A 12,735-nucleotide genomic window follows, 5' to 3' on the forward strand; every position below is an offset into this window, starting at 1 on the left:
GGCTGCATGGGCTACTGCTTACTTCTGTTAAGCCTCACTCCATACGGCTGTGCCGTCTACCCAGGTCTTCACCGGCCAGCCCTTAAGCTTCCATCCGGTAAAAGGTGTATTGCGGCCTTTGCTCGCAAACGTTGCAGGATCTACTGCCTTCTCTTCATTCAAGTCAATCAGGGTCAGATCGGCAGGAGCCCCTACTGTAAGGCTGCCTGTATTCAGTCTGAACACCCGGGCCGGATCAGCGGTCATCCGCTGCACCAGCAGGGACAGATCCCATTTGCCTGTGGCCACAAAAGCGGTATACAGCAGCGGGAAGGCCGTCTCAAAGCCGACGATGCCAAACGGTGCAAGCTGCATGCCTTTGGCTTTCTCTTCCTCGCTGTGCGGGGCATGGTCAGTCACGATGATATCCAGCGTGCCGTCCAGCAGCCCTTCGATGCAAGCTTCCACGTCGCGTCGCGAGCGCAGCGGCGGGTTCATTTTCCAATTGGCGTCCATGCCCGGAATATCTTCCTCCGAGAGCAGCAGATGATGCGGGCATACCTCGGCGGTCACCTTAATGCCGATTTGCTTCGCCTGGCGGATCAGCCGGACCGATTGCTCGGTGCTGACATGGCACACATGATAGTGAACACCCGTTGCTTCAGACAACAGAATGTCACGGCCTACATGAATGGCTTCCGACTCATTCGGAATTCCCTTCAGGCCATGCTTGTCGGCAAAAGTGCCCTCAGCTACCGGCGCTCCTTCTACCAGCGAGTTATCCTCACAGTGGGCAATCACCGGCATATCCAGTTCCTTCGCCAGCTTCATTGCATCCTTCATCATCTGCGCACTCTGCACGCCTACGCCGTCATCGGTGAAGCCGATCGCTCCCGCTTCCTTCAGTGCCGCAAAATCCGTCAGCTCGCGTCCCAGCTCATTCTTGGTAATGGCCGCGTAAGGCAGAACCTTCACAAGTCCCGCTTCGCGCGCCTTATCCTTAACCAGCTGTACGATCTCTGCACTGTCAGTTACCGGGCGTGTGTTCGGCATACAAGCTATGGTCGTGAATCCGCCCTTGGCCGCCGAACGCGCACCCGTCTCAATGGTTTCCTTATGCTCGAAGCCCGGCTCACGCAGGTGCACATGCATATCGATCAGTCCCGGTATCAGCAGCTTACCTTCCGCTTCAACGGTCTCTCCGGCTTCCTCTACCGCTTCCGCGGCATCCTGAATCTTCGAGATAATTCCGTCCTGCACAACAATATGCTTGCGCTCCAGTACGCCTTCTTCGTTCAGTACACTGGCATTTTTGATGATCACGGTTATGATTCTCCTTTGTGCCTTCCGGCCGCAGCCGTAAGCTCTGTAGTTATTATATAATAAAAATTCATCTTTGTGTATATTTATTAATACTCTTATGTGAGGTTTTTCTGTTGCAGTTCTGCTGCGCTATTGCAGCGCCCGCTCCATAACAGCCATCCGTACCGGCACTCCGTTCGCCATCTGCGGGAAAATCCGGGACTGGCTGCTCTCCACCACCGCATCGTCGATCTCCACATTGCGGTTCACCGGCGCCGGGTGCATGATGATCGTTGCCGGGTCCAGTCTCGACGCCCGTTCCTCGGTCAGCCCGAAGTGCTCCCGGTACTGCTCAGCCGATAAAATAATACCTGAGGCATGCCGCTCCAGCTGCACTCTCAGCATCATGACCACATCCGCTTTCAGCGCTTCTTCCATAGACACATATGGAGCGTAGGCCGCAAGCTCAGGAGCCTGCATATTCACCGGTGCGCAGAACTGCACGCTTGCCCCCAATTTGGTGAGTGCCCAGAGGTTGGACCGTGCGACCCGGCTGTGCATAATATCCCCAATAATCGAAACCTTCAAGCCCTTCAATCCGCCAAAATGCTTGCGCATCGTGTACAGGTCCAGCAGCGCCTGCGTCGGATGTTCGTTGTTGCCGTCCCCGGCATTGATCAGCGGAACGCCTACCTTCTCGGCTAGCTGCTGCAGTACCCCGGCTGGCTTCAGCCGGACCACTCCGGCATCGATGCCCATTGACTCCAGTGTGCGCACTGTGTCGTAGATCGACTCGCCCTTCTCTACACTGGAGGCCGCAGCCGTGAAGTTAAGTACTTGTACACCCAGGCGTTTCTCGGCCATTTCGAAGGAAAAGCGGGTTCTTGTACTATTCTCGAAAAACATATTGGCAACAAAATGTGCTCTCAACACCGGCGTGAGCTTCTCGCTCTGATTATCCCAGTAGGCTGTTCTGTCTAACAGCTGGTTAATCTCCGACCCCGCCAGCTCCTTCATCCCCAGCAGACTGCGTTCCTTCACTTTGGTTGCCGTCATCATTGTTATCGTTCCTCCCGGTTTGAAATAATGTACACTTCGTCCTTGCCGTCATATTCGCTCAGGGACACTTCAATCTGCTCATGCCTGGAGGTAGGTACGTTCTTGCCGATATAATCGGGGCGGATCGGCAGTTCCCGGTGGCCGCGGTCAGCCAGTACAGCCAGCTGGATCATCCGGGGCCGTCCGCAATCCATCAGCGCATCCATTGCCGCGCGGATCGTTCTTCCGGTGTACAGTACATCGTCGAACAGGATCACTTTCTTGTCCCGGGTGCCGCTCGAGCCCGGAGGCAGGATCAGGTTGCTGTTCACAACTGTCTTATCCATCGCGTCCCGGTTGTCCCCGCCGCCTTCGCGGTCATCACGGTAATGGGTAATGTCCAGCTCCCCGTAAGGGATGTCCACACCTTCAATTTCCTTAATCCGCTCTGCGATCCGCTGAGCCAGGTAGATCCCCCGGGTCCGGATGCCGACCAGCAGGCAATTCTCGATACCCTTGTTTTTCTCCAAAATCTCATGTGCAATGCGTGACAGTGCCCGGCGAATCGCCGTTTCGTCCATAATGACATTTTTTTCAGTAACCATCCTCTTTGCCATCCTCCTGCTTGATCGCCTGTTCAAGTTCCCCGGAAACAAAAAAACTCCTTGCCCAAAACAGGCAAGGAGTGAAATCCGCAGATTCAAAAAGATGGCGTGTCCGCGCGCAGAAAAAGGCCCTCCGTACTCCTACGGATTCCTGCTTTCTTACGCGAACCTCGATTCACGTTACCTTGCCAGCCTCACGGGACTGAATTAAAGGCGCTATTCAACTATAGGGAATTATGACAGATGGACGGGGGGATGTCAAATTTTCTTCACAGGACGATTTAGAGGAGGGCGCGGCTGCGGTGATTTTGGACTTTCGGTCGCTGTTGTCTCCAGATTGATTTGAATTAACCGCTTAGCGGATTAAATCCGGAGACAAAGGCGAACGCTATCGCTCCTACAGTTCCAAAATCCCCTCCGCCGCTTCCACCTAAACGGTGCAAGGGACAAGGACTTTCCATCCCCCCTTGGGGGAGGGGCAGGCAGAGGGGGCACTATGGCGCTGCGCTGATCGTGCGAATTACACAACTGCGGAATGCAGAAATTGCACCAATGGCACAAGACACCGCATCAGCGGCAATAGGCCGGCTCATTTAAAAAAAGTAACCGCCACAATCAAACCTACTAACAACATGGGGATACCGTAGACAATCATGTATCCTATATATTTCACGGGTCCGGGAAGGCAGGTTAGATCAACTCGCCGAAAAGGCCCCCCGCCTTCGATCAGCTGCTGAGGCAGCAATTGTTCATCAATATAACCGGCACTGTCTTCAGCAATATCAGCTTTCTTATGGGTTTCAGCATGTGTGGGTGTTGTGTTCATCTTCTCTCTCCTAATGGAAATATAATGTCGTACGAAATCCAATAGCCCAAGAGTCTGATTATTAGCTCTCATAATATACCATTTTTTTACACGAGCGATCTACCCTGATTTCGTTCTACCCCCCTGCTCTGTTATGATAAAACTGGAATGGAACTGGAGGCGAATACAATCATGAACATGGAGTTTATTACTATAGAAGAGTGGGATGAAGCGTGGTGGGGGCGGATGGAGCGGATCTACCATGAGGCTTTTCCGAGCGGGGCTAAGACTAAGGGGATTCTGCGCAGTATGCTGAACCGGGGGGTTGGCTACTTACATGCGGGGGTGCATCAGGGGGTGGTTGTCGCGATGGGTGTTACCGGTGTAGTGGGACAAGCTGCGGACAAGATCCTGATTATCGATTACCTGGCAGTAGATAAGCTATTGCGCGGGGAGGGTACGGGGACCTGGATACTGGAGCAGATCAAAGCTTGGGCGGTGCAGGAACATGGCATCCGGGGAGTCATCATCGAAGCGGAATCGGGGGCTACGGAATCGCACAAGGAGCGTATTCATTTCTGGGAGCGGAACGGATTCGTCCTGACCTCCTATGTGCATCAATATCGAATGGTACCGGAGCCTTATCAGGCCATGATGCTGCCGCTGGGTGAAACGGCGAATGTGCCGGATGATGGTGAAGCGCTGTTTCGGTACATTAATGCTTTCCATCGGGTGGCTTACCGGAAGGGTTAGACAGGCTCTCGCGGCGCAATATGATCGGTTTTCCGATTACATTTGGCCACCCCTCCCTATCATTACGCGCACCACAAAAAAGCCGCCGCAGATTGCTCCGCAGCGGCCCCATATAAACCAAACTTAAAATTCAAATTCAACATCGCTCAGACGTCTTTGGATTTCGGAGATGACACGCTTCTCCTCCTCCTCGCCCTTGGCGACGAAGGTCACGGAGAAACGCACGAACGCGCCGGCATCATCCCAAGGCACGGTGGAGATGAGCTTCTCGCGGATCAGGAACTGTGAGAAATCCTCGCCGGATTCGAAGCGGCGTCCGCCCTTGACGCCTTTTGGCGCGGCTACATAGAGGAAGAAGGAGCCCTTCGGCTTCTCGGCCTTGAAGCCCAGGCTGTTCAGCGCATCCACCAGCATGTTGTGGCGGCGGGAGTACTTGACGGCAATAGCTTCGGTAATCTCGGGATGAGAGAGACCGTAAGCAGCAGCTTTTTGAATCGCGATGAACTGGCCGGAATCATTGTTGTCCTTCACATCACTGAACGCCTTCACGATCAGCGGGTTGCCGGCCACGAAGCCGATTCTCCAGCCGGTCATGTTATAGGACTTGGACAGGGAGTGCAGCTCAACACCGACATCCTTGGCACCAGGCACGGACAGGAAGCTCAGCGGCTTCACGCCGTCATACGTCAATGCAGCATAAGGAGCATCATGGATTACGACTACATCATATTTTTTGGCCCAGGCCACTACTTCAGTGAAGAATTCAGGTGTGGCACTTGCACCGGTAGGGTTGTTCGGATAGTTGAGGTAGAGCAGCTTCGCCTTGCGGGCTACATCCTCAGGAATGGAGTTCAGGTCAGGCAGGAAGTTGTTCTCCTTCTTAAGCTCCACGGAGTAGACTTGTCCCCCCAGATACTTGGTATGAGTACCCAGCACCGGATAGCCCGGAATGGTCATGATCGTGATGTCGCCCGGATTAATGAATACGGATGGCAGCATAGCCAGCGCAGGCTTCGAGCCGATCGAATGCACGATTTCCGTTACAGGGTCAATTCCGTCCACCTGAAAAACTTCCTTAAGATACACGGCCGCAGCGTCCTTGAATTCAGGAATACCGTTATCGGAGTAGCCGCGGTTCTCTTCCTTGGCCGCTTCCAGTGCAAGTCTGGACACAATGCCTTCATCTGCCATTTCGTCCGGCTCGCCGACGCCCATGTCGATCAGTTCAATGTTCGGAAAATCCTGCTTCGCCGAGGCTTTGGCGCGTTTGATTTTCTCAAATTTGTAGATGGAGGTGTCCTTGCCGTATCCTTCGCCGCCGATGCGGTCTGCAAAATTCGTCTGAATGAATGTAGCCTGATAGTGTTCAATACTCATAATCTTCTACTCATCTCCTGGGCCTATGTTGTGAATCTATGCTCTAAATATGACGCAAATCCGGCCGCTGTACCATGGATTTATAATCTATTGATTTGTACTTATCTGCTGCGCAGCGTAAATAGAAGTTCTTCCATATCCGCCGGAATCGGCGCGCTGAACTCCTTGTACTCGCCTGTAGAAGGATGTACAAAACCCAGTACCGCTGCATGCAGGGCTTGTCCGTTCATAGTAGTTCCCTTGCTGCGCCCGTAGATCGGATCCCCCACCAGCGGATGGCCGATGAACTTCATGTGAACACGGATCTGATGCGTGCGCCCTGTCTCCAGCTGAAGCTCCAGCAGTGTGCAGTCACCAAACCGCTCCAGCACGGTAAAATGCGTCACGGAGCGCTTGCTGTTCTTCTCGGTTACGGTATACAGCTTGCGGTCATGCGGATCACGGCCGATCGGAGCATCTACGGTTCCCTTGTCATGAGACAGATTGCCGTGCACCACTGCGATATAGCGGCGGGTCACACTGTGCTCCTTAAGCTGGGCGGACAGCGAAGCATGACTGGCGTCATTCTTGGCCGCCATAATCAGACCGGAGGTATCCTTGTCGATCCGGTGGACAATGCCTGGACGAATCTCGCCGTTAATGCCAGACAGGTCCTTGCAATGATACATCAGCGCATTGACCAGGGTGCCGGAGGGATGTCCCACTGCCGGATGCACAACCATGCCGCGCACCTTGTTCACTACAATCACATCGCTGTCCTCATAAGCCACATCAAGCGGAATATCCTGTGCGATCAGGTCCGTAACCTCGGGCTCGGGCACCGTAACAGTTACCTTATCGCCTTCATTCAGCTTGTAGTTCGCTTTGACCGGCGAGCCGTTGACCACTACATGGCCGCTGCTGATCCATAGCTGAACCTGGGAGCGCGAGATCTCGTCTTCCATGGCCTCTGTAACATATTTATCAATCCGCTCCCGCGCATTGCCCTCGGCAACGATCCATTCGGTGACGTCTCTTTCTTCCTCGAGGGCGCCAGAATCCGCCAGCCCTTTGACGTCTTTGTTCAAATCATTCATTCCCTTCTTTGACTTCCTGTGATTCCTTCACCTCGGTGACTTCCTGTTCACCCTTCACTTCCAGCAGCGTGTCCAGAATAATCAGACCCACCCCGACCACGATACAGGAATCGGCCACGTTGAAGATCGGGAACGTATAGCTTCCGAAATTGAACATGAGGAAATCCACAACCTCACCGTTAAGAATCCGGTCCAGGAAGTTGCCGACTGCTCCGCCAAGGACAAGCGCCAGCGCGGTAGGCAGCAGCTTGCGGGTCTTGCGGGCCTTGTTCAGGTACCAGACGATTCCGCATACAACGATTACTGTAATCACAATGAAGAACCACTGCTGCCCCTCCAGAATTCCGAAGGCGGCTCCACGATTGCGGTGCGACGTAATAATGAAGAAATCCTTGATTACCGGAATTTGCTCTGCGAGCTCCAGCCGGGTGGCAATCAGATATTTGGTACCCTGGTCAATCAGAAATACAATTAGCGCAATCAGAAAGTACACCACAGAAGTTGTCACTCCGTTCTTATTTTTCCCGCGGCTACGCGGTACGAATACTGAATAAAGACTTGTATATTGTAGCACAGGCCTCAAGAACCCGTCTATTGCATGACCTGGCAAACCGGTTAAGGCAGGGCACTATTTGCCAGCGCTAAAAAAGGGCCCCGGAGGCCAAGCTATCTTTAGAACAAAACGGCTTCGCCGGTTCCTGCCGGGGTACTCTTCCATCCTTCCTCCCTGGCGCCGGCGCTAAGCCCATTTCAGCGATTAGCTACCGAAAGGAGCTCACAGCAATGAGCCATCTGACATCAAAGCAGCTCTCCGGGCTGCGTACTGCTCTCCTGCAGCAGCAGGAGGATATTGAGCACAGGCTGAAGAGCAGCGGACAATACGGATTGCAGGAGGCAATGCGGGACAACACTGGAGAGCTGTCCGAAATCGACAACCATCCCGGTGATGCCGCCACAGAGCTGTATAACCGTTCCATGGATATCTCCCTGCTGGAGCGCGATGAGCATGAGCTGGACGATATTGAATCCGCCCTGCGGGCGATGGACGAAGGAACCTACGGCATCTGCATCGCCAGCGGCGAACCAATTCCTTATGAACGCCTGGCCGCCCTTCCCTCCACCCGCTACACGAAAGAGCATGCTCCCCGCCAGAGCGCTCCATTCACCCGTCCGGCCGAGGAGGAGCTGCTGACTCCGCCGTTTGGCCGCACCAGTCTGGATGAGCGGGATGACCAGAACGGCTTCGATGGTGAGGATGCCTGGCAGATCGTGGAGAGCTGGGGCAATTCGGATTCCCCTGCGATGGCTGAAGGCAGCAATATCGGCTCTTACAATGATATGGAGATCGAAGCGGACGAAACCGAGGGCTTCGTGGAGCCCTGGGAGAACTTCGTGGCTACCGACATCACCGGCAACCATCTGACGATCATCAAAGGCAACAGCTACCGCCATTACATGGACGACGAGGAAGGCGACTACCTGCTGGACCCGACTCGAAAAGAACGGAAGTAGCGCAGCAGCCGATGAGGGAGCTGGAAAGGCTTAAATGCACTTTGTACAACTAAAACATCTGATTCATACGCTCTATCCTATTTAGTTGCATTCCGTACATTTAAAAAGGCTCGAATTCTAAGTTGAGGCCTCTTTAGGCGAATTTAGTTGTACAGATTGCAGTTATCCGTTTAAAGCAGGCTATTTTGCTGCATTTAGTTGTACATTCTACAATTATCTGTCCCTGTGCTTGTCTTGGAACCCTGTTCCACTACCTACTAATCGCAAGGCCCCACCATTGTGGGGTTCTTTCAGGTTCAGCGCCGCTCAGAACGTCTTCAGCTCCAGCTGATGCTGGACAATCCGCACAATATCCGCGATATAGTCGCCGATAATCGGCAGGTTGAGCGCACCCAGCACCTGAAGCACATAAATAATCGTCGCCGCAAAAAAAGTAAACCCGAGCGCAATCCCCAGCCCCCTGGCTACTCCGGAGAGGATGTTCAGCCAGATCAGCCGGAAGGGGGAATACAGCAGCTCGGTATATTCCGAGATCCTTGACTTCTCCATCTGCTGGGCCAGACTCGTGGTCATCCGGTACAGGGCATTCAGCTTCTCTTCCGGGGGAAGATCGGCCGGATCAACGGCTGCTGTGACAGCCACCTTAGGCTTAGGATGGGAAGAAGCGGCTGGCTGACTTTTCTCAGGATATTCTGTGCCCGGATCTGTCTTGCCCGATGAGCCTGCTCCAGAATGCGGGGGCTGCTCCTCATGCGGTGCGTCCTCCCTGTTGTTCCCGCTGTCCGTAGTTCTGATCAAAATTCTGCCTGGCTCTTCCGGCTCTTCCGGCTGCTTCGGCTGCTCTGCAGGATTCTTCCCGCCTTTCCATCCCCCCATGCCCCTGCACCTCCTGGTTGTCTATACGCCGCAAAACAAACGAGCCCGGTCGAAGAGAATTCTCTCTTCAAGCACAGGGCTCGTCATTTGCATTCTAACCCGTGGAAACTTTTCCTTTGCGGCTAGTATATGCCAGATAGGGACAAGCAATACAGGAAATGCGCGGCCGCTCCGGAGTTAAGCGCCGATATGAATACCGATGCTCTTGCCGCCGGCATCCACTGTCTCATAGGTATAATCTCCGTCAAAATCCACCGTAGTCACCAGTACATTCTCACGCAGCACATGCTCGAATGCAGTCACCGCCGCCTTCAGCTCATCATCGACATGCAGGGTCAGGGCAATCCGCTTGTCGATCGGCAGATCCAGACGTTTGCGGTAATCCTGCACCGCACGTACAACTTCGCGTACCCAGCCTTCCTGGACCAGCTCCGGCGTGATTTCTGTGTTCAAGGCCACAGTCAGTCCATAGCCGGAAGCGGAGGCAAAGCCTGGCTTGGCCTGCTTCTCAACCAGCAGCTCCTCAGACGTAATCTGCAGCTCTTCTCCGTCCGGTGACACAATGGCGATAACGCCTTCTTGCACCGCTTTGCGGGTAGCGTCACTGTCCATTGCTTTGAGGAAGCCTTGCAGGAAGCCGACGCTCTTGCCATATTTCTTGCCTGCCACCTTCAGGTTCAGCTTCAGGGTGAAGTCTACGAAGCCGCTGTCGCTGTGCTCGATAACGATATTTTTGACGTTGATCTCTTCTTTGATCAGTTCTTCATAATCCGCCACGTTGAAGTCGTCCGGAGTAGACGCGATCAGCTCGGATAACGGCTGGCGGGTCTTGATGCCGCTCTCGTTGCGGACGTTACGGGCCAGTTCGACGATGCCGCGGGCGTACTCCATATCTTTTTCCAGGGCAAGATCGATCAGGTTCTCATCTGCTGCTGGATAGTCTGCCAGATGCACACTCTCCCCGCCGCCCAGGTTGGTGAAGATATCCTCGGATAGCATCGGGGTGAATGGAGCCATCAGCTTAGCTGTGGTCAGCAGGACATGCGTAAGGGTGCGGTAAGCATCCAGCTTCTCTTCACCCAGCCCGCTGCCCCAGAAACGGTCACGGGACCGGCGGATGTACCAGTTGCTTAGCTCATCCACGAAGTTCTCAATGGCCTTGGAGGTGTTCACGAAATCATTCACGGCCAGCCCCTTATCGAGCAGCACGATCAGGCTGTTCAGGCGGGAGAGAATCCAGCGGTCGAGCTTATGCTCAGACAACTTGAACGGGTGATCTGCAGGATCATAGCCGTCGATCCCGGCATACAGCGTAAGGAAGGCATGCGTGTTCACCAGCGTATCCACTACCTTAGACTTCGTCTCCCCGACCAGACCACGCGAGAACCGCTTGTTGTTCCACGGCGCACTGTCAGACAGAATAGCCCAGCGGAAGGCATCCGTACCGTATTCGTTCATGATTTCCCAAGGGTCGATGACATTGCCTTTGGATTTGGACATCTTCTGACCGTTCTCATCGAAAATATGGCCGTGGGCGATAACCGCCTTGTATGGCGCCTTGCCTGTGAACAGGGTTGATACCGCCAGCAGGCTGTAGAACCAGCCCCGCGTCTGGTCGATCCCTTCGCAGATCATATCTGCCGGATACTGGTCCTCGAACCGGTCTTGATTCTCAAACGGATAATGACTCTGGGCGAATGGCATCGAGCCGCTGTCGAACCAGACGTCGATCACTTCCGGAGTGCGGATCATGATGCCGCCTTCGCTGAACGGGCTGCGCAGCTGGATATTATCCACGTACGGCTTATGCAGCTCGATATCCTCAGCGACCTCTCCGATCGCCATTGCTCTCAGCTCGGCGATGCTGTGCGGTGCAAATTCCTTGCCTGTATCCTGGCATACCCATACGTTAAGCGGCGTACCCCAGTAGCGGTTACGGCTGATATTCCAGTCCACCAGCTCTTCCAGGAACTTGCCGAAGCGGCCTTCACGCACATGGTCTGGGTACCAGTCTACACTGTTATTGTTGGCAATCAGCTGATCCTTGATCGCTGTCGTCTGGATGAACCAGCTGTCTGTTGCGTAATAGAGCAGCGGGGTGTCGCAGCGCCAGCAGAACGGATAGCTGTGCTCGTATTTCTCTTTGTGGTAGAGCAGTCCGCGTTCAGACAGCACCTTCACGATATCCAGATCACAGTCCTTCACGAACCGTCCGGCAAAATCAATCACTACATCTGTGTATTTCCCGGAAGTATCTACTACATTCACAAAGCTGATCCCATTCTCGCGGCAGCTTTTATAGTCGTCTTCCCCGTGTGCCGGAGCCATATGTACGATCCCGGTACCGCTGGAATCCGTTACAAAAGAGGCTCCGACGATCACATTATGCTTCTCCGCCTTGATATAACCGAACGGCGGTGTATAGCTCTGGCCGATAAAGTCAGCGCCAGTGTGTGTAGACAGGATGGTGTACTCGCCCTTCAGCACTTCGTCCACCAGATTCTTGGCCAGTACATATACGCCGTCTTCCTGCTGCGCACGCACATATTCCATCGCCGGATTCATCGCCAGCGCCATATGTGCCGGAAGCGTCCAAGGCGTAGTCGTCCAGGCCAGCACATAGTCACCGCTGCCGTCCAGCTTGAACTTGGCGGTAGCACTCAGATCCTTAACTGTCTTATACCCCTGGGCAACTTCATGGGAGCTGAGGGTCGTCTGGCAGCTCGGGCAGTAAGGGCTAACGCGGTGCCCCCGGTACATCAGGCCCTTCTCATGAACCGTAGCCAGGATGTTCCACACGCTCTCGATATACGTATTGTCCAGCGTTACATACGGATGATCCAGGTCCGTCCAATAGCCGATCGCTTCTGTGAATTCCCGCCACTGCTTCTCATAGCCGAAGACACTTTCCTTACATTCCTTGATGAACTTCTCCACGCCGTATTCTTCGATATCCTGCTTGCCGGAGATGCCGAGCTTCTTCTGCACCCCGAGCTCTACCGGCAGGCCGTGCGTATCCCAGCCCGCTTTGCGGATGACGCGGAAGCCCTTCATGGTCTGGTAGCGGCCGATAAAATCCTTGATGACCCGGCCCAGCACGTGCCCGATATGCGGCACTCCGTTCGCCGTCGGCGGCCCTTCATAGAACACATAGTTCGGTCGTCCCTCACGGTTCTCCATGGATCGGCGGAACGTGTCCTCCTCGCTCCACTTTTTCAAGATCCGGACATCTCTGGCCCGGGCTTTTTCTTTGACGTCTACCTTATGCATAATGGTCAATCCCTTCGTTTAAAAAAATATTTCAAAACCTTTAACCTTTTATAAAAGCTTTTCGATCCCTCCCAAACCCTCCCTTCGCCAAGGGAGGGCCCCAAGGGCGCCGCCCTCTGGACACCCGAAATAAGTGCATCGC

11 protein-coding genes are annotated in these 12,735 nt (G+C 54.2%); 2 read left to right on the top strand and 9 right to left on the bottom strand.

Features of this window, described 5'->3' with window-relative positions:
- Window positions 1-27 precede the first annotated feature (27 nt).
- The 4 genes from MKZ07_RS14680 to MKZ07_RS14695 all read right to left on the bottom strand — a co-directional run bounded on the left by MKZ07_RS14680 (window position 28) and on the right by MKZ07_RS14695 (window position 3,750).
- Window positions 28-1,302, bottom strand: coding sequence for a dihydroorotase (locus tag MKZ07_RS14680; RefSeq protein ID WP_442792414.1), 1,275 nt, complete (start codon window positions 1,300-1,302; stop codon window positions 28-30).
- A gap of 129 nt (window positions 1,303-1,431) precedes the next feature.
- Window positions 1,432-2,340, bottom strand: coding sequence for an aspartate carbamoyltransferase catalytic subunit (locus MKZ07_RS14685; RefSeq protein WP_076154249.1), 909 nt, complete (start codon window positions 2,338-2,340; stop codon window positions 1,432-1,434).
- 2 nt (window positions 2,341-2,342) lie between these two features.
- The gene (pyrR, locus tag MKZ07_RS14690; protein WP_036690150.1) at window positions 2,343-2,924 is read right to left on the bottom strand and encodes a bifunctional pyr operon transcriptional regulator/uracil phosphoribosyltransferase PyrR; all 582 of its coding nucleotides are present in this window, start codon (window positions 2,922-2,924) and stop codon (window positions 2,343-2,345) included.
- A gap of 589 nt (window positions 2,925-3,513) precedes the next feature.
- A complete protein-coding gene (locus tag MKZ07_RS14695) occupies window positions 3,514-3,750 on the bottom strand; it encodes a hypothetical protein (protein WP_036690152.1) in 237 nt (78 codons plus the stop codon).
- Window positions 3,751-3,921: 171 nt separating this feature from the next.
- On the opposite strand from MKZ07_RS14695, the gene MKZ07_RS14700 reads away from it, so the two are divergent.
- Window positions 3,922-4,482 (top strand): GNAT family N-acetyltransferase, encoded by a 561-nt coding sequence (locus MKZ07_RS14700; protein WP_341026346.1) that lies wholly within the window; start codon window positions 3,922-3,924, stop codon window positions 4,480-4,482.
- Window positions 4,483-4,605: 123 nt separating this feature from the next.
- Here MKZ07_RS14700 and MKZ07_RS14705 read toward each other — a convergent pair whose 3' ends face one another.
- The 3 genes from MKZ07_RS14705 to lspA form a co-directional block, all read right to left on the bottom strand.
- Window positions 4,606-5,859: an LL-diaminopimelate aminotransferase gene (locus MKZ07_RS14705; protein WP_036690154.1), complete on the bottom strand. Its 1,254-nt coding sequence runs from the start codon at window positions 5,857-5,859 to the stop codon at window positions 4,606-4,608.
- Between the two features lie 101 nt (window positions 5,860-5,960).
- Window positions 5,961-6,935, bottom strand: a complete 975-nt coding sequence (locus tag MKZ07_RS14710) for an RluA family pseudouridine synthase (protein WP_036690155.1) — start codon at window positions 6,933-6,935, stop codon at window positions 5,961-5,963.
- Complete coding sequence (lspA, locus tag MKZ07_RS14715; protein ID WP_036690157.1) at window positions 6,928-7,431, bottom strand: signal peptidase II; 504 nt, start codon at window positions 7,429-7,431, stop codon at window positions 6,928-6,930. Before lspA ends, MKZ07_RS14710 begins: the two co-directional genes overlap by 8 nt.
- Before the next feature lie 287 nt (window positions 7,432-7,718).
- Between lspA and MKZ07_RS14720 the strand changes: the two genes are divergently transcribed.
- Entirely contained in the window at window positions 7,719-8,447 is a 729-nt protein-coding gene (locus MKZ07_RS14720; protein WP_036690159.1) for a TraR/DksA C4-type zinc finger protein, read from the top strand.
- A 306-nt stretch (window positions 8,448-8,753) separates the two neighbouring features.
- On the opposite strand, the gene MKZ07_RS14725 is transcribed toward MKZ07_RS14720, so the two are convergent.
- Together MKZ07_RS14725 and ileS are read right to left on the bottom strand one after the other, a co-directional pair.
- Window positions 8,754-9,089 (bottom strand): DUF5665 domain-containing protein, encoded by a 336-nt coding sequence (locus MKZ07_RS14725; protein ID WP_036690337.1) that lies wholly within the window; start codon window positions 9,087-9,089, stop codon window positions 8,754-8,756.
- A gap of 411 nt (window positions 9,090-9,500) precedes the next feature.
- Window positions 9,501-12,593: an isoleucine--tRNA ligase gene (ileS, locus tag MKZ07_RS14730; RefSeq protein WP_036690160.1), complete on the bottom strand. Its 3,093-nt coding sequence runs from the start codon at window positions 12,591-12,593 to the stop codon at window positions 9,501-9,503.
- Window positions 12,594-12,735: the final 142 nt, after the last annotated feature.

This window comes from Paenibacillus sp. FSL P4-0338, from assembly GCF_038002365.1.
Lineage (GTDB): Bacteria > Bacillota > Bacilli > Paenibacillales > Paenibacillaceae > Paenibacillus_AQ.